The following is a 19,155-nucleotide window of genomic DNA, read 5'->3' on the forward strand; positions in this document are numbered from 1 at the left end:
GCGTTACTTATTCCACTGAGTCAGGTTGAATTTGGGCTCCGCCGTTGGAATGGGAACCGTACGCTCCTCTACGGTACGCTCCGCCTCTTCGCTCGTCTTCGAGGAGTCGTCGATCACAACATCCACGGGGATGAGGAACGCGGTATCGTCATCATCATCGTCCTCAGACTCGTCCGACTTTTCGGCAATATGCCCCCGGTTCATCAGTTCCTCAAGCTCCGCCGCATTCAGCGTCTCTCGTTCGAGCAGCGCGTTTGCAATGAGGTCGAGCTTGTCGCGGTTCTCGACGATGATCGTGCGGCACGCTTCGTAGGCTTCGTCGATATAGCGGCGCACCTCGCGGTCGATCTGCCCCGCGATGTCCTCGGAGTAATTGCGGTCGCGATTGAAGTCGCGGCCGAGGAATACCTGATGGTTCTCCTCTCCGTAGGCGATGGGTCCGATCGTATCACTCATGCCATACTGCATGATCATGCTGCGGATGATCTGCGTTGCGGTCTGTATGTCGCTCGATGCGCCTGTGCTGATCTCGCCGAGCACAACTTCCTCGGCGACACGTCCGCCAAGTGCAACCTTGATGCGGTCGAGCAGCTCCGAGCGCGTGCGGTAGGAACGATCCTCCTTCGGCAGAGAGAGCATATATCCACCCGCACGCCCGCGCGGAATGATCGTAACCTTATGCACGGGATCAGCGTGCTCGAGCATCATGCCGACGAGCGTATGCCCGCCCTCGTGATAGGCGGTAAGTCGCTTCTCCTCCTCGTTCATGACATGAGATTTGCGTTCGGGACCCGCCATGACACGCTCGATCGCTTCCTCCGTTTCCGCCATGTGGATCTGCTTCTTGTTGCGCCGTGCGGCAAGCAGCGCCGCCTCGTTGACGAGATTGCTGAGATCTGCCCCCGTAAAACCGGGCGTACGCCGTGCAAGAACGTCGAGATTCACATCGTCCGCAACGGGTTTCCCCTTCGTATGCACCTTGAGGATCGCCTCGCGCCCGCGCACATCAGGCTTATCGACGACAATCTGCCGATCAAAGCGTCCGGGACGCAGCAGCGCAGGGTCGAGTACATCGGGACGGTTCGTCGCCGCGATAATGATAATCCCCTCGTTGGACGCAAAGCCGTCCATCTCCACGAGGAGCTGATTGAGGGTCTGCTCCCGCTCGTCGTGCCCGCCTCCGAGTCCTGTACCGCGTTGACGACCGACTGCATCAATCTCATCGATGAAGACAATGCAGGGCGCGGCTTTCTTTGCCTGATCAAAGAGATCGCGCACGCGCGAAGCGCCAACACCGACGAACATCTCGACAAAGTCGGAACCACTGATGGTAAAGAACTGCACGCCCGCCTCGCCTGCAACAGCCTTTGCGAGCAGGGTTTTTCCTGTGCCCGGAGGACCGAAGAGCAGAACCCCTTTTGGTATACGCGCACCGAGCTCGTTGAATTTATCAGGGGTTTTTAGGAACTCAACGACTTCCTCGAGTTCCTGTTTCGCCTCGTCCGCACCCGCAACATCGGCGAACGTCACCTTTTTCTTGTCGCTGATCATGAGCCGCACGCGTGACCTGCCGAAATTCATCAGCCGTCCGCCGCCCATCTGCGACTGCTGCATCATGAAGAACCAGAATCCAATGAGCAGCGCGATTGGAATGAGCGAGGAGAGCAGCGTCTGCCACCACGGCGGTTCGGGTGGATTCTCCGCAGAGATATTGACGCCTTTTTCCGAAAGACGCTGATAGAGATCCCGGTCACTGTTCGGCGCCTCGGGGGTAATGGTCGTAAACGCCGTACCATCCTTGAGCGTTCCGCGGATATTGTTTTGAATGATGACGACTTTATCGACCTCACCCGCGTTCACCTTCGCCGTGAATTCACTGTATCCAAGCGCCGTACTTTGCTGTGCATTGCGGTGCTCCCCCGACATATAGTCGGCAGCCGTCCATACGACAAAGAACATCAGCGCATAAAATGCGAGATTGCGTAAAAGTGATTGATTCAACTCATCCCTCCTCCGAATTACTCATAAACGGAATGTTTCAATACACCGATATAGGGAAGGTTCCGGTATTTTTCCGCATAGTCGAGCCCATAGCCCACGAGAAACTCATCCGGCACCTCATAGCCAAGGTAGTTGATCTCGACGGGCGCAACACGGCGCGACGGCTTTGAGAGGAACGCACAAAGCTTGATGCTCTTCGGATGCCGCCCCTCCAGCATTTGCCGCAGATATCGCATTGTCGTCCCCGAGTCAATGATGTCCTCAACGATAATGACGTGTTTATTTTCAATCGAAAAATCGAGGTCTTTCAAAATTTTAACCTGTCCGCTCGACACGGTCGCATCGCCGTAACTCGACACGATCATAAAGTCAAAGGACACCGGATGTTCGATAGCGCGAACCAGATCGGTAAAGAACACGGCGGCTCCCTTGAGGATGCCGACACAGTAGACCGTCTCCTTTGCATCGCGGTAGTCGGCGGCAATCTGCGCGCCGAGCTCGCGTACGCGCGCCGCAATTTCCTCTTCGGAAAAGGATATGCGTTCAATATCGTCGCTCATCATGTGGCTATCGTCTCCTTCACACATTTGATCTCTACAATTTCTCCGGTCTCCTCCGTGAGCGGAGCGAGGATGCTCCGCCTGCCGCCGACGATCCATAGGATCTCGCTGCCGCCCGCAACGGCGATCAGCGGCATTCGGTTCCTTTGTTCCTGCGGTACACGGTCGTCGATGAGAATCTTCTTGAGTTTTTTTTGACCGACCGGAAGCCGCAGATAATCTCCGGCGCGTCGTGTGCGCAGGATAAGGGGCGGCAGATGCGCCGCATCCGCGTAGATCGTATACGCGCCCGCACGGCGCAGGCAGTCCGCAGGGCGGACACCCCGGATCCGTCTGGTACGGATTTGAAAGTCTTGAAAGTCTATTATAGCATATTCACGTTCTATGGGAAGTATAATTTCAGGATCTTTTGGTTGATCGTTTTGTATTTCTTTCTTTTTCAGTATCAGCCGCCCGTATTGGCAGACCGCCGTATAACCGTGCGGCATATCGATCTGCGCAACGCCCCTCACGAAAATCAGGCTGCGCATCTGCTCCTCGTGGAGATAGGAAAAATCCTTGCCCCCCGCCGTTGCCTTCTGCCAATAGAGCCGCAGGACGCGCCGCTGCAGTGCGGGATGGAGCCCGCACAGGACGGCTGTGGAGAGCCCCCCCGCGTCCTCCGCCCGTCTGAGTGCATCGGCGGAAAGCTCCGCGATGAATTCATCTTCCTCCCGCGCGAGCGTGCTCAAGCGCACGAGTGCCACCCCTACTGCGGGATTATAGTCGGCACGCAGGATCGGCAGGAGTTTGTTCCGTATCCGGTTGCGCATCGCGTCGCACATCTCGTTCGTTTCATCAGAACGCGGCGCAAGCGCGCGGGCACGTGCATAAGAGACAATCTCTGCCCGTGTCGCCGTGAGGAGCGGGCGCAGCAGCACACCGTCCCATTCCCGCATGGCAGCCAGCCCCGCCGTTCCCGTCCCCCGCAGGATGCGCATGAGAACCGTCTCGGCGAGATCGTCCGCATGATGTGCCGTCGCAATACAGTCACAGCCACATTCTTCGCGCGCGCGATATAAAAATTCATAGCGCAGGATCCGTGCTGACGTCTCAAGGGACATTCGATGTGCCCGCGCGTAGGCGGGCGCATCCACCGCTGCACAGGTGAAAGGAATGCCCTGCACCGCACAATAGTCTTTGACGAACCGCGCATCCGCGCGTGATGCCACCCCGCGGATACCGTGCTCCACATGTGCACATGTAATATGCGCGCCCCCTGCACGACGGAAGCGGTCGAGCACATCAAGCAGTGCGAGCGAATCCACACCGCCGGAACACGCGACGAGGATATGGCGCAGCGGTGAAAAAAAATCGTGCGCGCGCAGAACATGTTCAACCTTTGTTTGCACAGACGCCTCCAACAAAGAAAGGACACTCCTTACAGAGTGCCCTTCACCCATTTTACAGTAATGCCCCGCATGAGGGGCGTTCCAACCGGATGTTTTGCCGCACCCATGCGCTGCCGCTTACTTTACATCATCCGCGGCGCGATCCTCTGCCGCCCCGCTTGGAGTCCGTCTTACGGCGCAGATCCGTCAGACGTTCGTCGCTGTCCTTCAGGAACCGGGAGAGCTTATCCTCGAACGAGGGAGATCCCGGCTGCCGTGATGCCGCCGTGCGCCGCATATCGCGGGGGGGACGCGGTGGGCGCGCGGGGGCGGCGGACGGCTGCGCCGGTGCCTGCGCCTTATCTTGAAGCGCCTTGATGGAAAGACCGATCTTACCGCGGTCATCCACGGTGAGAACTTTCACGCGAACCGTATCGCGCTCCTTGAGGAAATCATGCACGTCGTTCACATAGACATCGGCAACCTCCGAGATGTGAATGAGCCCTGTCTTTCCTTCCGGGAGTTCGACGAAAGCGCCAAAATTCGTGATCCCTGTAACGACGCCTTCTACTACACTGCCAACTTCAATGGCCAAAACACTTCTTCCCTTCAATACAAAACCGGCGGGGTCACCCCCGATGATTGATGACCCGTTTATTATACCCAACACATACGCCGTGTGTCAAGAAAATCAGTTGCCGCCGCTGCGTTTTCCGGGGGCATAGGGCAGTTCTCCGACGCGCGTCATTCCCAGCTCTTCCCGTGCCAATTTTTCGATATATGGGAGTTCGCCAAGGTGCTGCTTTTCTGCCAAGAGGCGCTCGTTCTCCGCCTGCGCTGCCGCAAGGCGTTCCGCCGCACCTCGCTGATCTTCGTGGACATGGGAGAGATAAAGCCCTTGCGACACAAGAATCGAGCCAAAATAGCCCAGAATGAGGATGAGTACAATGACGAACCAGCGCGGTCGTCTAGACGGTCTCTTTCGCGCCATCTCTATCTCCTCTCTTGCTCCTGCACATCTCCATCAATATCTGCGCCGCGCAGTCCGCCGCCTCTTCTCGTGCCGATGCGTGCGCTGCTTTGCGCATTGCAGGCAATCGATTTGCGAGAATCTCCGCGACGGCGGGTACGATCTGCTCGCCCGGATGCAGCCATACTGCGGCGCCCCGCCGTGTCGCGTAGACCGCATTCTCCGTCTCAGGTCCCGGGATCGGATCATGCAGCAGGAGCGGCAGCCCCGCTGCAAACGCCTCGCTGATCGTGAGTGCCCCCGGTTTTGTAATAAGCAGATCCGCCGCCCGCATGAGCAGCGGTACCTCATCGGTATAATCCCATACACGGATCAGATGGCGCGATGTCCGGGCTGCACGCCGCGCATCCGCGGCAAGTGCCGCATTGTGCCCCGCCACAACAAGAACGGCAAGCCGTTCCTGACTTGTCTCGAGTGCACACAGCGTCCGCTCTATATCGCCGAGCCCGAGCCCACCACCCATGAGTAGAAGCGCCGGCAGTTCGAAGGGAACTCCTGCGCGCTCCTTCGCCGCTGCGCGGTTCACATGACGCTCTGCACGCGCAATGGGGATGCCCGTCACATGCACTAAGCTGCGGTCAATCCCCAGCTCCGCCATCTGCGCCGCCATCGCTTCGGTCGCGACGAAGTAGGTATCTACACCGCGTGAGAGCCAGATCCGGTGGAGTGCATAATCCGTCAGAAGCGCCGCGAGCAAAAAGTCCCCGCCGTATCGCGCCCGCCACAACGCCGCAGCCCCCTCCGGAAAAGGGTGCGTCGCAACAACGAGATCCGGACGATAAGAGCGTATAAGCCGCCCCATCGTCCGCACCATCACCCACGCAAATGCAGAGCGCACCACGCCGCCCCCCGCCGCACTCCCCGCAAAGCGGAAGAACACATCGTACAGATTCGGGACAAAACGCAGCATCATGAGATAAACACGCTTCATGAGGTAGTGAATCACAGAGACGTCGCGCGCCATAAAATCCACAACGGAAATACGCACGTTCTCGCCCGCACGCGCAGCAATTGCCGCATGAATCGCCTCCGCCGCCCGCGTATGTCCGGCGCCGATGGAAGCGGTCAAAATGAGAATATGAACACGCCCCATGATCGCCTCCTCCGCTGAATACGTTTATTGTATCACAATTCCATGCCGCGGACAAAAGTTTTTTTGCAGCTATGCTGTGAGCCCACCGTCCACCGTATAGACACTGCCCGTCACCCATGTCGCACCGGACGATGCGAGGAATGCGATCACCGACGCCGCTTCCTCCGGCGTGCCGATGCGTCCCGTCGGGTAGAGTTCCGCCATCGTGCGCAGCTGCTCCTCACGCGGCAGATCCGGTCTGAGCTGCCGCTCCGTGAGCGGTGTTAAAATATCCGCAGGCGCAACGGCGTTGACACGCAGGCCGTCCCGTGCCGTCTCAAGAGCGAGTGAACGTGTGAAGGCAACGACCGCCCCCTTTGTCGCCGCATACGCCGCGCAGTAGTAGTTGCCATGCAGCCCCGCATCAGACGCGACGTTCACAATATTGCCCCGCGCAGCACGCAGATACGGCAGAGCCGCGCGCGTCATCTGCATTGTCCCCTTTAGATTGACGTCAAGGAGTTCCTCGAGCGTCGTATCGGAAAGCTCCTCAAGCGCCCCCTCCGCATAAATTCCCGCCGCATTGACAAGAATATCAAGCCCGCCGAAGGCGTGTACCGCCTCATCCACCACCGCACGGCAGTCCGCAGTCAGGCGTACGTCACCCGCGCAGTAGACTGCACGCGCACCGCCCGCAAGACGCGCAAGCGCCGTTTCTCCGCGTACCTGATCGCGCCCCATCAGAACGACCGACGCGCCGCACGCAAGAAAGATCTCCGACGCAGCATATCCGATCCCCGACGTCCCTCCTGAGATCAGTACCGTCCGCCCTGCAAAAGCAGTAGGCGAGAAAACGAGTTCTTTCATACGACCTCACCGTATAGACAAAAAAGACCGGATTCCCCCATCGGGGAACCCGGTCTCACGCCGTTTCGACTCAGTTTACAGAATCTTTCAGAGCCTTGCCAGCCTTGAACACAGGCGTCTTCGAAGCCGGGATATTGATCTCCTTACCCGTACGGGGATTGCGCCCCTTGCGCGCCTGACGCGCCTTCACCTCGAACGTGCCGAAACCAATCAGCTGAACTCTGTCACCTTCGGAAAGAGCACCCTTGATTGTCTCAAAAATGGCGTTGACAGCCTTTTCCGCGTCCTTCTTCGTGAGATTTGCCTGCTCTGCTACGTTTGCGACTAATTCCTGTTTGTTCAAAGTAGCATCCTCCTTTAAGATATTTTCTTTTTCCCTGCGACCCTAATGACCGCACCGTCATGAGAGAATTTAACAGAATTACTTCGAAAAATCAAGGGGGGGAGAGTGAAAAAAGCCACATTTCCACGAAAAAAAGTATATTTTTTCATCATTTTTCCCAAAAAAGGGGCGTATCGGGGATGAAAAGGCTCGTCAAATGATCCGTATCCTCCTGCCGATCGAGTTCAAAAAGAGCGATCCGTGCAATCCGTTCATCCGGCAGACAGAGGTGATGCAGATAGTATACCTCCCGTGTATCCTCCATATGCTCCATGAGCAACAGCTTCAGATTGGACGCTATTTCACGCGCATAGACCTGCGTCACAATCGTATCGCCGCGCAGCCCCTCGGCAATGCGATCCTCATCGGCGGCGTCCACGATGGAAAGTCCATGCACGGGATCGAGACCGAGCACCGCAAAGAGCGGCTCCAAGAAACTCATCGCGGGCAGGATCTTGACGTCCTCCCCCTCCGCGTGTGTCCACGCCCGCAGGAGGTGCACCGTGCGCTCGGCGACAAACGGGCTGCCCGGCACAAGGTATAAAATCTCCTCCTGTGCCGCACGTTGGAGCAGATCTCCTGCGATGCGCGCATACAATTCCTCAAAATTCGCTGCAGTCTCATAAAAATCATCGTAACTTTCATACGATATGCCCGCTGCATCGAGTGCCTCCACCGTCGGATGGATACGCGTCCGCAGGATAATGTGCCGTGCCGTGGCGATACGATCCCATGTCTCGCGCGTCACCAGTCCGGGTGCCCCGGGTCCGAGCCCTGCGACCGTCAGCCGATATTTTCCCATTGTATCACTCTCCGCAGATCATCTGCACAATTTCCAGTGCGGTATCCAAAATATATTTGCATTCCTTCGCATTCAGCCGGATGCGGTAGCCCGCGCCCTCGGGAACGGGGCCGATCTGCCGTCCCCAGCGTTCGTTGAGACGCACGAGCGCCTGCAGAGGCAGCTTTGTCCCCTCGGGCAGGCTGATATCAAATGCCTCGCCGTGGGCAGTAATACTGCGTGCCCCAAAGCTGCGTGCAAGATTCTTGATGCGCGCGATATCAAGCAGTGCGAGCACGGGCGGAGTCGGTTCCCCGAACCGGTCGATCAGTTCGTCGAGCAGCGCATCCAGATCCTCACCGGTACGCACCGCCGCAATCTTTTGATAAATTTCGATTTTATGCATCGCATCTTCGATGTAGCCGCCATCAATATACGCCTCGACGGGCAGATCGATAACCGGTTCGACCTCCGGCGATTCCTTCGCCACGCCGCGCCGTTTTGCCACCGCCTCCTCGAGCAGTTTCACATACATCTCAAAGCCGACGCCCGCGATATGCCCGTGCTGCTGTGCCCCGAGCAGGCTCCCTGCCCCGCGGATTTCAAGGTCTCGCATCGCGATCTTAAAGCCCGAGCCGAGCTGCGCAAACTCCTTCATTGCCTGCAGCCGCTTCTCTGCCGTCTCACTCAGCACTTTGTCGCGCCGATAGGTGAAATAGGCAAACGCCATCTTCGCCGATCGCCCCACGCGTCCGCGCATCTGATAGAGTTGGGACAGCCCGAACCGATCCGCGTCGTAGATGATGACCGTATTCGCGTTCGCCACATCGATACCGTTCTCAATGATACTCGTCGCAAGGAGGATGTCGTAATGTCCCTCGTAAAAATCCATCATGACCTGCTCGAGGATGTCCTCATTCATCTGCCCGTGCGCCGTGGCGATACGCGCCTCCGGCACGAGGCGCAGCAGGTGCTCGCGCATCCGATCGATACTCTCCACGCGGTTGTAGATGAAATACACCTGTCCTTTGCGCGAAAGCTCGCGCTCGATCGCACCGCGCATCATCGCGTCGCTGCTCTCCACGACGTAGGACTGCACGGGCAGTCGGTCGGCAGGCGGCGTCTCGATGATGCTCATATCGCGCGCGCCCGCAAGCGACATGTGGAGCGTGCGCGGGATTGGCGTCGCTGAGAGCGTGAGCACGTCTACACCTGCGGCAAACTCCTTAATGCGCTCCTTTTGCGTCACGCCAAACCGCTGCTCCTCGTCGACAATGAGCAGTCCAAGCTTTCGAAAATGCACACGCGTACGGTTGAGGATTGCGTGTGTCCCGATGAGAATGTCCACGCGTCCTTCTTCCACCTCACGCAGCGTCTCCGCCTGCTCACGCGGTGTACGAAAGCGGCAGACCACATCGACCTTTGGCGCAAAGTCGACAAAGCGCGCGGCAAAGGTCTGATAATGCTGCTGCGCGAGCACCGTTGTCGGCACGAGCACTGCGACCTGAAATCCGTCCATCGCCGCCTTAAACGCAGCGCGGACGGCGACCTCGGTCTTGCCGAATCCAACATCGCCGCAGAGCAGGCGATCCATCGGGCGCTCGCTCTCCATATCGCGCTTGATCTCCTCGATGGCACGCAGCTGATCCTCCGTCTCCTCGTACGGAAACGCCTCTTCGAACTCGCGCTGCATCGCGTCGTCCGGGGTAAAGGCGTGACCTGCGGCGAGTTTTCTCTTGGCATAGATCTCGAGCAAATGATCCGCGATGTCCTCGACGGATTTCTGCGCCTTCGCGCGTGCGCGCGCCCAATCCGCCGTCCCCATGCGGTGCAGACGCGGCGCCGCCCCCTCCGCGCCGATGTATTTTTGCAGGAGACCGACCTGATCCGTCGGGACGAAGAGCTTGTCGTCACCCCCGTACTGGATGTGCAGGTAGTCGCGGTGTACGCCCGCCACCTCGAGCGTCTCCACGCCGAGGTACTTGCCGATGCCGTGCGAGACATGCACAACGTAGTCGCCGGGCGCAATCTCACGGAAATGCCGGATGCGTTCGCCCGCGCCCGCACTGCGGCGCAGCTTCGCCTTGTGCCGCCCAAAGATGTCCTGCTCGGTGAGGATGACGACATTCGCCGCCGGCAGCTCAAAGCCTGCGCGCAGCGCTCCGCCCGCAGCCGAGATCTCTCCCGGCGCAGGTGTCGCCTCCCGCCGGAGGAGCGCCGCAGGCAGCCTCCATCCTGCGAGCATATCGCGGATGACGTTTGCCCGTTCGCTCCCACCCGCCAGCACGAGGACGCGCGCCTGCTGCGCAAGGTAGCGGCGCAGCTCGCTCTCAAGGAGCGTGAACTGCCGCCGGAACGCCGTCATCGGCACCATTTGAAACGGGATGAGCGCACGCGGCGCACAGGCGGGCAATTTGCGGCTCATGAGGGAGACGAACAGCTCATGTCCCGCAGCCCCCTCCGCGACGAGTTCCTCCCATGAGAAGATGCGTGCGGCGCGCGCCGCGTCCTCCTGCACGGCGTCATGCAGGGCGGTGATGAGGCGCGTCGGCTCGTCGAACACGGTGATGCCCGCCGCGCCGAGATAACTCAAAAAGCACGCCTCCCCCTCATCATCCGCCGCACGCAGCGGCATGATGGAAGCCGTGCTGATATTTTTGATGGAACGCCGCGTCACCGCATCGTATTCGCGCATCGAGTCAATCTCCGCGTCGAAGAACTCGATGCGGATCGGCGAAAGTGCATTGATAGGAAAGATGTCGACGATGCCGCCGCGCACACTGAACTGACCGACATGCTCGACCTCCGCCGCGTGTTCGTAGCCCATGCCGACCATGCGCGCGAGCAGCTCCTCGCGTACGAGTGTGTCCCCGAGCCGCAGGGAGAGCGAGGCGCGCGAAAACTCCGCCGCGCTCAGCCCCTTTTGCGCCGCCGCGCCAATGTCCGCGAGTACGATGATCGGCTCTCTGCGCAGGAAACGCCCGAGGATGTTCATGCGCTGCGCCGAACGCTCCATGCCCTTTGCCGCACCCTGCACAGCGGCAAGCGCATAGTCTAATTCCGGCAGCTCGTAGACGTCTGCCTCGGGAAGCAGCGCCGTCAGATCCTCCTGCCACGCACGCAGGGACTCTCGCCCCGCCGTAACGATTGCCAAAGGACGCGGCGTGCCGTCATAGGCGGCGGCAACCGCCGCATGCTTAAGTGAGCCCGCGCAGCCATGCGCAAGGATCTGCTGGGGCTGTGCCGCAAGCTCCTCAGAGAGCTTACGAACGGCAGGATCGAGCCGCAGCGCGGCAAAGAATGCGCTCATTTGCTGCCGATCGCAAGCGCCGCACGGACAAAGCCTGCAAAGAGGGGATGCGGATGGTTCGGACGTGATTTCAGCTCGGGATGGAACTGCGATGCGACGAACCACGGGTGATCCGCGATCTCCACCACCTCGACGAGACGGTCGTCGGGACTCGTTCCCGCGATGACCAGCCCCGCCGCTGAGAGCTGCGCACGGTACGCGTTGTTGAACTCAAAACGATGCCGGTGCCGCTCACTGATCTCCTCCTCACCGTACTCCACCTGCGAGCGCGATCCCTCCGCGAGCACGCAGGGATAGGCACCGAGACGCATCGTCCCTCCCTTTTCCTCCACACCGTGCTGATCCTCCATCAGAGCGATGACGGGATGCGGCGTCTCGGGCGCGAACTCGGTGCTGTGTGCCTCATTGAGTTTACATACGTTGCGTGCGAACTCGATGACGGCGCACTGCATCCCAAGGCAGAGCCCGAGGAACGGGATCGCGTGCGTGCGCGCATATTCGATTGCGCGAATCTTGCCCTCGACGCCGCGGTCGCCGAACCCGCCCGGCACGAGAATGCCCTTACAACCAACAAAGAGTTCGTCGAGATCAGCCTCTGTGCTTTCAAGTTCCTCGGCATTGATCCATGCGATCTTCACCTGTGTGTCGTTTTCGATGCCGCCGTGATGCAGCGCTTCCGTCACGGACATATAGGCATCCGGCAGGGCGACGTATTTCCCGACGACGGCAATCTTGACCTTTTTCGACGGGTGGTTGATCTTAAAGACCATCTGCTCCCACGCGTCCATATTGGAGGGGTCAAAATTCATCGCCATCTTCGACAGGACGATGCGGTCAAGCCCTTCCTGCTGCATCATAAGCGGGACTTCGTAAATTGTTGATGCCGTACGGTTCTCGATCACCGCGTCCGCGTCCACATCGCAAAAGAGTGCAATCTTTTCCTTCATTTCGCGCGGAATGGGCTGCTCCGTCCGGCAGACGAGAATGTCCGGCTGAATGCCAATGGCACGCAGCTCTTTGACACTGTGCTGCGTCGGTTTCGTCTTGAGTTCCCCCGCCGCACTAATATAGGGGAGGAGCGTCACATGGATATAGAGCGCGTCGTTCTTGCCGACCTCTTTTTTGACCTGGCGAATTGCCTCAAGAAAGGGCAGACTCTCGATATCGCCGACGGTGCCGCCGATCTCCGTGATCACCACATCGGCGCCGTCCGCCTTTGCCACATCGTAGACGCGCTGCTTGATCTCGTTCGTGATGTGCGGGATCACCTGCACCGTCGAACCGAGGTAGTCGCCGCGGCGCTCCTTGTTGAGCACATTGGAATAAACCTTGCCCGTCGTGATGTTGGAGCGCTTCGTCAGATTGATGTCGATGAACCGCTCATAATGCCCCAGATCGAGATCCGTCTCCGCTCCGTCGTCGGTGACGAACACCTCGCCGTGCTGATACGGGCTCATTGTGCCGGGATCGATGTTGATGTAGGGATCAAATTTTTGAATTGTTACTTTCAGCCCGCGATTCTTAAGCAAGCGACCGAGGGATGCCGCCGTAATGCCCTTGCCCAGAGATGAAACAACGCCGCCCGTGACGAAAATATACTTTGCCATGCCGTTCCTCCGCCTGTCTCAATCAGTTCTGAATGCTTTCGAGTTTCTTCTTCCGCATGGTCTCCTTTGTAACGCCTGATTTAGCTGTGCCAACAGAGCGTGACGATGAGCGCTTGACCTCGGGCGGCACCCACTCCGTGAGCCCCCATTTGCCCTCGCCCTCGTAGTGAAAGCGGCTGTCCATGTTCATCATCGTGTAGATCTCGGAGATCGCCGCCGAGAGCGACTGTACCGGCTTATGTTTCGCCTCGATGACCGCAAGGATCAGCTCTTTGTACTGCACAGACTCCTTCTTCTCCGTCAGGATATGATAGGCGACATCCATCTCCGACATATGCTCAAAATCCATAAATACGCTCCTTCCTGAGATACCGATTACATCTGCTCGGGCGCCGAAACGCCGAGGATACCGAGACTATGACGAATAACATGCCGCGTCGCCGTGACGAGCGCGAGCCGCGCCGATGCAAGCGGCTTTTCCCGGCCGACGATACGGCATTGATTGTAAAACGAATGAAATGCGCCCGCCAGCTCGTAGCTGTACCGCGCGATACGCTGCGGCGCGTACTCCGCCGCAGCCCGTGCGATCTCCTCCGGATACGCCGCGAGCTTCTTAATGAGGGCGATCTCCGTGTCCTCCTTCAGCAGTGCGAGCTCCGCGCCATCCGCCGGCGTGAGACCAAGTTCCCCCGCCTGCCGGAAGATGCTCGAGATGCGCGCATGTGCATACTGGACGTAGTAGACCGGGTTCTCGTTCGACCGCTTCTTTGCAAGATCGAGATCGAAATCGAGCTGACTGTCAAGCGAACGCATGATGAAGAAATACCGCGCCGCATCGACGCCAACTTCTTCCATCAGCTCGCGCAGCGTCACGGTCTCACCCGTGCGCTTCGAGAGCTTTACGAGGTCACCGTCGCGGTAGAGACTCACCATTTGCAGGAATAGGACTGTGAGCTGTGCGGGATCGTGCCCGAGCGCCGCCATCGCAGCCTTGACGCGCGCGACATAACCGTGATGATCCGCTCCCCAGATGTTGATAAGACGCCCATAGCCGCGCCGATATTTATCGTCGTGGTAGGCAATATCCGCCGCGAGATAGGTCGGCACGCCGTTATCTCGGAAGATCACGCGATCCTTATCGTCGCCGTAGTCCGTCGAGCGCAGCCACACCGCGCCGTCCTTCCGGTACGCGGTGCCGCGCGCCAGCAGTTCGTCCACCGCGCGCCGCACCGCGTCGGGATGGAGCGTGCGCTCGCTGAACCAGCGGTCGAACGTCACGCCGAAATCCGCAAGATCCTCCTTGAGCGCGGCGAGCTTTTCACGATAGGCGACATCCTGAAAAATTCTAAGACGCTCCTCCTCGGGGAGCGCGAGGTATTTGTCCCCGTCCTTATCGATGATGCGCCGCGCCGTCTCCGTAATGTCGGCGCCGTGGTAACCGTTTTCGGGGAACGTCACCGCCTGCCCCAGCAGCTCGAGGTAGCGCGCATTCACCGAGACCGCGAGCAAATTCATCTGATTGCCCGCATCGTTGACATAGTACTCGCTGTCGACCGCATAGCCCGCCGCACACAGCAGCTTTACGAGTGCCGAGCCGACCGCCGCGCCGCGCCCATGCCCCACATGCAGAGGACCCGTCGGGTTTGCGCTGACATATTCCACCTGCACGCGCGGTGCATCCGCGCGCGCGGGAAGTTGCCCATATGCCTCTCCTGCCACAAGTACGCCGCGCAGCATATCGGCATATACCGAAGGCTTTAGATAGAGATTAATGAAGCCGGGCCCCGCAATCTCCGTGCGCTCCAGCCAGTCCCCTGTCAGATAGGATACAATAATCTCAGCAATCGCTTTCGGAGACTTACGGAACACACGCGCCGACTGCATCGCAAAATTGGTCGCAACATCGCCCATATCCTTCTCAGGCGGCTCCTCAAGGACAATCGGGGGGAGTGCCGCGCCCTGCGGCAGCAGCCCCTCCGCGGCGGCACGCTCCGCTGCCGTCATAATCGCCTGCTCGATCTCCTGTTTTATCTGCACAATAAACTCCTTTACCTCGGCTCAATTTTTATTTCCAGTGTGTTATCGCTTTGGCGTACACCGTCCACATAGAGCGTGTAGAAAATGTACGCCTCCTCCGCACCGTCCTCCGCCCTGCGCATCCGCAGACGCCGTGTCAGCGTCGTGATAGAGAGCGTCCCATACGGCGTGTGGTAGCTGCTTCGGCGCTCCTTGCCCGGTATAAAATGCTGTGCAAACCGCACAATTCCCCGCCGCTGCAGGAGAATCTGATCCGCACCGAAGCGCAGCACCGTCGGTACCGTCTCTCCCTCGATCAGCTCCGTATCGTCATAACTTACATAGCGGCTGTCGCCACGCAAAAAACGCCGTCCCGTGACGGACAGCGCAATGCGGCTTTCTTCACCCGCGGCATCCACCTGACGCCCCACAAGCGAAACATGTACCTCTCCACCCTTCACCGAATCGTCCCTCCGATAAAAAGTGTTCTGCATTCCCTAATTCTGATCAACGGCAATGTCCAGCTCCACCAGCTTACCACTGAGATCCATCTCCACGACGAGATACTGCCCGTCGCTGATCTTCACCTCGAAATCGCTGCCCACTGTAAGCGACGGCGTCGATATGTCGACATCGAGCCCAAGTCCCGTGATATTCGTCGCCGTGTTCGCCGTCAGCATATTGCTGAGCTCGGAGATCGCGCTCTGCGCCATCTCGTCGAATGCCTCCACCGGCATTCCCATCATCATCGTGGAAGCAATGAACTTTGCCGTATCCTCACTCATATTGTAAACGACATTGCCGCGAATCTGTTTCGTAAACCCGACAAGCACCGAAACGCCGAGACTTTTGGTGCGGCTCGAAGCAGCGTAGAGTTTCGTCCGCGTCGGCTCAGGAAAGCCCAGCATCGGCATCACCGTCGTAAAGGCATCCACAAAAGGATTGATCAGTTTTGCATCCATCGACTACTCTCCCTCTGCAAAGCCCACGTTCATCCGGATCGTTCCGATCGGCAGCTGCACACTGATACAGAACGTCGTCATGCGCGGGCTTACGATATGCACCTTCGACCCGCGGATCGTCCCCGGAGGCGTCAGGCGCAGTTCCTTCCCCTCAAGCACATTATTAATCTTTGAAATACCGCGCCCCGCAATGATATTTGCGGCTTCCTCAACGGCATCGTCCGCCTCGCTCGGCTCGATCTCTTCGATGGTCGCACGTCCAAGCATATGCATCGCAAAGAGCTTGATCACCGGCTCTTCCAAATAGAAAATTGCGCGCCCCGTCGTAAAGCCCGTAATGCCGATGATCACAGCGGCGCCGCTCACATCGAGGTGTCGCGGTTCGTATTCCTCAATCTCCGCCGTCCCTTCCATGCGGAGCAGTCCCGCCGTCCCTTCTTGAAGTGCGCGTGCAAACGGCTTTGCATAGAGTTCGCGGAACGTCGTCAGTCGGTTCTCTCCCGCCTCACAAAGCAGATGCAGTGCATCAACGAGATCCTGCTTCGCAATCGGTTTTTGCAGGAACGCCCGTATGCCGATCGCCTTGCCCTGCGTAATGAGGTTCAGATCCTTCATCGCGCTCGCCATCACGATATTCGCGTCCGGATCCATTATAATGATGCGGCGGCTGCACTCGAGCCCGTTTGCATCGGGCAGATTCATATCCATCGTCACGGCATCGGGGCGCAGTTCCTCATAGAGGCGCACCGCCTCCGCGGCGTCCGCCGCCATCCCGCACACCTCAAAATCCGTATCCCTTAGATTCTCGGCAATCATCACGCGGCTGATCTTGGAATCATCGACGACCAGTACCCGTAAATTCCCCATATTCTTTCACCCTCTTTGACACAGTCTGAACTGCGTCTCCATTATACACGAAATTGGGTATTCCGTCACATATTTTTTGGCAAAACTTCGATCCAGTATCCGTCGGGATCCTCGACGAAGTAAATGCCCATCTCCGCGTTCTCGTAGCAGATGATGTCCATGTCCGCATGTTTTGCGCGTGCCGCAGCGTAGTCGTCCGTATAGAGCGCGAGGTGGAACTCCTTCTCCCCGAGATTATACGGCTCTTTGCGCTCGTGGAGATAGGTCAGCTCGAGCTCAAAATCCGATGCGCCGTCCGTCAGATAAACGAGCGTAAAACCGGACGCTTCCAAGCGCCGCTTCTCCCTGAAATCAAAAGCACGCGCATAGAATTCCATACTCCGAGACAAATCAAGTACATTGAAATTGACATGTGTAAACGAAAATGCCATCATGCCCTCCTATCAGGATACCAAAACATCGGCAGGAAAACCGTATCTTTCGTTACGATATTACGGTCGTCCGTCCCCCGTATCCACGCGGTCGAAGGCCTCCGTAACTGCCTGCGGCGGCGGCGCGTCAAGCCTGCTCACAACGTAGATCGCGAGCAGGGAGAAGAGGAAGCCCGGTACGATTTCATAGAGCCCAAAGGGCGCGAACTGCTTCCATATGAGCACCGTCAGCCCGCCCGTCACAATACCCGCGAGCACGCCGCGTTCCGTTGTCCGCCGCCAAAAGAGACACGAGAGGAGCGCGGGACCGAACGCCGCGCCAAAGCCCGCCCACGCATAGGCAACCATATCGAGGATGAAATTGTCGGGGCTCAGTCCCAGATAGATTGCGCCCGCCGCGATCGCGAGAACGGAGATCCTGCTGACCCAGACCAGTTCCTCTTGGGGTGCTGCGGGACGGAAACTGCGGCGGTAGATGTCCTGCGCGAACGCCGACGCCGCGACAAGGAGCTGTGCTGACGCCGTACTCATGATCGCTGCAAGTACTGCCGCGAGGATCAGCCCTGCCGCAATCGGGGGGAAGAGCTCCCCCGCCATCACGAGGAACACTGTCTCCGCCGCCGTTCCCTCAAGCGGCGTCCGCAGATAGACCGCGCCCACCATGCCGACGAGCAGCGCTGCCCCGAGCGAGATCACGACCCATGCCATCGCAATGCGCGTCGCCTGCGGCAGCTCGCGTGCGTCCCGGATTGCCATGAACCGCACGAGGATATGCGGCTGCCCAAAGTACCCGATGCCCCATGCCATCAGCGAGATGAACTCGATGAAGCCGAGCGTCGACCCATCGGGTTTGGTCAGCGGCGCAAAGAAAGAGGCATGCGTCGCATAGAGCATCTGTGCCGTCGCTGTAAACCCGCCGAGCATCAGCGCCGCGCTGACGGGAACAACGAGAATCGCAAAGAACATCATCACACCCTGGATGAAGTCCGTACGCGACACCGCAAGGAAGCCGCCGACAAGCGTATAGAACACGACGACACCCGCTCCGAGCAGGAGCGACGGCACATACGGCAGGCTGAAAATCGTCTCAAAGAGGCGTCCCGCCGCTACAAATCCTGAGGACGTATAGAGGATGAAAAAGATCAGAATAAAAATTGCCGGTACGACGCGCAGCATGCCCGAATCACTCATAAAGCGATTTTCAAAGAAGTCCGGCAGTGTCAGCGAATTATTCGCCGCCTCCGTGTAGACGCGCAGCCGAGCAGCAACAAAATGCCAGTTCGCCCATGTTCCGAGGATGATGCCGAGCGCAATCCAGCCCGCATTCAGTCCGGCCACATACGCAAATCCCGGCACCCCCATCAGCATCCAGCCCGACATATCGGACGCCTCGGCGCTCATGGAGGTCACCCATGCGCCAAGCTTGCGGTTACCGAGGAAATAGTCGCTCATGTTGCGCGTCCGCCGATAATAATACACCCCGATGCCCATCATCAGGAACATATAGACGAAGAAAACAATACTTATCTCTATTCGATCCGCCAAGAACAGCGCTCCTTACAATCAATTCAGCAATATGTTGCTCATTATACGAGATTTTTCATAGAAAAGCAAAATGTTTTCCGGATTTCCTCATTTACGTATGTTGGGCAACAATTCATAGCGCCGTCGGCAAATCGGCTTCGCTGCTCCTCTGTGAGACTTGCAGCAACTTTTTCAATACGCGTTTTCACATAGTCGTTCTGCGCCGCAACGGTCATGTTTTCATAGAACATATACTCTTCATCCGGAATCTCCACTTGATAGAGCGTCGGTTTATCGTGTTCAATCTGCCACTCTCCGCCCTCTTTTTCAAGGATATCCAAAGCCTCCCGCATGATAGCGGCGCTCTTCTCCATT

The 19,155-nt window shown here is 58.4% G+C and carries 19 protein-coding genes; all 19 read right to left on the reverse strand.

Features of this window, described 5'->3' with window-relative positions:
• Positions 1 to 3 precede the first annotated feature (3 nt).
• Positions 4 to 2,001: an ATP-dependent zinc metalloprotease FtsH gene (gene ftsH, locus K341_RS0100520; protein WP_026761498.1), complete on the reverse strand. Its 1,998-nt coding sequence runs from the start codon at positions 1,999 to 2,001 to the stop codon at positions 4 to 6.
• A 17-nt stretch (positions 2,002 to 2,018) separates the two neighbouring features.
• On the reverse strand, positions 2,019 to 2,564 hold the full coding sequence (gene hpt, locus K341_RS0100525) for a hypoxanthine phosphoribosyltransferase (protein WP_009438108.1): 546 nt from the start codon (positions 2,562 to 2,564) through the stop codon (positions 2,019 to 2,021).
• A complete protein-coding gene (tilS, locus tag K341_RS0100530) occupies positions 2,561 to 3,952 on the reverse strand; it encodes a tRNA lysidine(34) synthetase TilS (protein ID WP_487042753.1) in 1,392 nt (463 codons plus the stop codon). The genes hpt and tilS overlap by 4 nt, the downstream gene beginning before the upstream one ends.
• Before the next feature lie 127 nt (positions 3,953 to 4,079).
• Positions 4,080 to 4,526, reverse strand: a complete 447-nt coding sequence (locus K341_RS0100535; RefSeq protein WP_009658107.1) for a S1 domain-containing RNA-binding protein — start codon at positions 4,524 to 4,526, stop codon at positions 4,080 to 4,082.
• Positions 4,527 to 4,622: 96 nt separating this feature from the next.
• Positions 4,623 to 4,922, reverse strand: a complete 300-nt coding sequence (locus tag K341_RS0100540; RefSeq protein WP_009349958.1) for an FtsB family cell division protein — start codon at positions 4,920 to 4,922, stop codon at positions 4,623 to 4,625.
• The gene (locus K341_RS0100545; RefSeq protein ID WP_026761500.1) at positions 4,900 to 6,054 is read right to left on the reverse strand and encodes an MGDG synthase family glycosyltransferase; all 1,155 of its coding nucleotides are present in this window, start codon (positions 6,052 to 6,054) and stop codon (positions 4,900 to 4,902) included. Before K341_RS0100545 ends, K341_RS0100540 begins: the two co-directional genes overlap by 23 nt.
• A gap of 69 nt (positions 6,055 to 6,123) precedes the next feature.
• Complete coding sequence (locus K341_RS0100550; RefSeq protein WP_026761501.1) at positions 6,124 to 6,900, reverse strand: SDR family NAD(P)-dependent oxidoreductase; 777 nt, start codon at positions 6,898 to 6,900, stop codon at positions 6,124 to 6,126.
• A gap of 70 nt (positions 6,901 to 6,970) precedes the next feature.
• Positions 6,971 to 7,243 carry an HU family DNA-binding protein gene (locus K341_RS0100555; protein WP_009349955.1) on the reverse strand — a complete coding sequence of 91 codons (273 nt, stop codon included), beginning with the start codon at positions 7,241 to 7,243 and terminating at the stop codon, positions 6,971 to 6,973.
• 148 nt (positions 7,244 to 7,391) lie between these two features.
• Positions 7,392 to 8,084, reverse strand: coding sequence for an SAM-dependent methyltransferase (locus K341_RS0100560; RefSeq protein WP_026761502.1), 693 nt, complete (start codon positions 8,082 to 8,084; stop codon positions 7,392 to 7,394).
• 4 nt (positions 8,085 to 8,088) lie between these two features.
• A complete protein-coding gene (gene mfd, locus K341_RS0100565) occupies positions 8,089 to 11,373 on the reverse strand; it encodes a transcription-repair coupling factor (protein WP_026761503.1) in 3,285 nt (1,094 codons plus the stop codon).
• A complete protein-coding gene (gene pyrG, locus K341_RS0100570; RefSeq protein WP_026761504.1) occupies positions 11,370 to 12,980 on the reverse strand; it encodes a CTP synthase in 1,611 nt (536 codons plus the stop codon). The genes mfd and pyrG overlap by 4 nt, the downstream gene beginning before the upstream one ends.
• Positions 12,981 to 13,002: 22 nt before the next feature.
• Complete coding sequence (rpoE, locus tag K341_RS0100575) at positions 13,003 to 13,329, reverse strand: DNA-directed RNA polymerase subunit delta (RefSeq protein WP_026761505.1); 327 nt, start codon at positions 13,327 to 13,329, stop codon at positions 13,003 to 13,005.
• A 26-nt stretch (positions 13,330 to 13,355) separates the two neighbouring features.
• On the reverse strand, positions 13,356 to 15,017 hold the full coding sequence (argS, locus tag K341_RS0100580; protein WP_026761506.1) for an arginine--tRNA ligase: 1,662 nt from the start codon (positions 15,015 to 15,017) through the stop codon (positions 13,356 to 13,358).
• 11 nt (positions 15,018 to 15,028) lie between these two features.
• Positions 15,029 to 15,457: a YwiB family protein gene (locus tag K341_RS0100585; protein ID WP_026761507.1), complete on the reverse strand. Its 429-nt coding sequence runs from the start codon at positions 15,455 to 15,457 to the stop codon at positions 15,029 to 15,031.
• Positions 15,458 to 15,493: 36 nt separating this feature from the next.
• Positions 15,494 to 15,958 (reverse strand): chemotaxis protein CheX, encoded by a 465-nt coding sequence (locus K341_RS0100590; protein ID WP_026761508.1) that lies wholly within the window; start codon positions 15,956 to 15,958, stop codon positions 15,494 to 15,496.
• Positions 15,959 to 15,961: 3 nt separating this feature from the next.
• Positions 15,962 to 16,825, reverse strand: coding sequence for a response regulator (locus K341_RS0100595; protein ID WP_009349947.1), 864 nt, complete (start codon positions 16,823 to 16,825; stop codon positions 15,962 to 15,964).
• A gap of 65 nt (positions 16,826 to 16,890) precedes the next feature.
• Positions 16,891 to 17,256 carry a VOC family protein gene (locus K341_RS0100600; RefSeq protein ID WP_026761509.1) on the reverse strand — a complete coding sequence of 122 codons (366 nt, stop codon included), beginning with the start codon at positions 17,254 to 17,256 and terminating at the stop codon, positions 16,891 to 16,893.
• 60 nt (positions 17,257 to 17,316) lie between these two features.
• Positions 17,317 to 18,801, reverse strand: coding sequence for a sodium/proline symporter PutP (putP, locus tag K341_RS0100605; RefSeq protein ID WP_026761510.1), 1,485 nt, complete (start codon positions 18,799 to 18,801; stop codon positions 17,317 to 17,319).
• Positions 18,802 to 18,842: 41 nt separating this feature from the next.
• The gene (locus K341_RS12880; protein ID WP_248676850.1) at positions 18,843 to 19,121 is read right to left on the reverse strand and encodes a hypothetical protein; all 279 of its coding nucleotides are present in this window, start codon (positions 19,119 to 19,121) and stop codon (positions 18,843 to 18,845) included.
• Positions 19,122 to 19,155 lie beyond the last annotated feature (34 nt).

It is taken from the genome of Centipeda artemidis DSM 19719 (genome assembly GCF_000426665.1).
Taxonomy (GTDB): Bacteria; Bacillota; Negativicutes; order Selenomonadales; family Selenomonadaceae; genus Centipeda; species Centipeda artemidis.

What these genes read in the sequence shown, in the direction of transcription:
- hpt (WP_009438108.1), bottom strand. Translation starts at nt 2,564, where the DNA reads ATGATGAGCGACGATATTGAACGCATATCCTTTTCCGAAGAGGAAATT.
- K341_RS0100540 (WP_009349958.1), bottom strand. Translation starts at nt 4,922, where the DNA reads ATGGCGCGAAAGAGACCGTCTAGACGACCGCGCTGGTTCGTCATTGTA.
- K341_RS0100545 (WP_026761500.1), bottom strand. Translation starts at nt 6,054, where the DNA reads ATGGGGCGTGTTCATATTCTCATTTTGACCGCTTCCATCGGCGCCGGA.
- K341_RS0100550 (WP_026761501.1), bottom strand. Translation starts at nt 6,900, where the DNA reads ATGAAAGAACTCGTTTTCTCGCCTACTGCTTTTGCAGGGCGGACGGTA.
- K341_RS0100560 (WP_026761502.1), bottom strand. Translation starts at nt 8,084, where the DNA reads ATGGGAAAATATCGGCTGACGGTCGCAGGGCTCGGACCCGGGGCACCC.
- mfd (WP_026761503.1), bottom strand. Translation starts at nt 11,373, where the DNA reads ATGAGCGCATTCTTTGCCGCGCTGCGGCTCGATCCTGCCGTTCGTAAG.
- pyrG (WP_026761504.1), bottom strand. Translation starts at nt 12,980, where the DNA reads ATGGCAAAGTATATTTTCGTCACGGGCGGCGTTGTTTCATCTCTGGGC.
- rpoE (WP_026761505.1), bottom strand. Translation starts at nt 13,329, where the DNA reads ATGGATTTTGAGCATATGTCGGAGATGGATGTCGCCTATCATATCCTG.
- K341_RS0100590 (WP_026761508.1), bottom strand. Translation starts at nt 15,958, where the DNA reads ATGGATGCAAAACTGATCAATCCTTTTGTGGATGCCTTTACGACGGTG.
- K341_RS0100595 (WP_009349947.1), bottom strand. Translation starts at nt 16,825, where the DNA reads ATGGGGAATTTACGGGTACTGGTCGTCGATGATTCCAAGATCAGCCGC.
- K341_RS0100600 (WP_026761509.1), bottom strand. Translation starts at nt 17,256, where the DNA reads ATGGCATTTTCGTTTACACATGTCAATTTCAATGTACTTGATTTGTCT.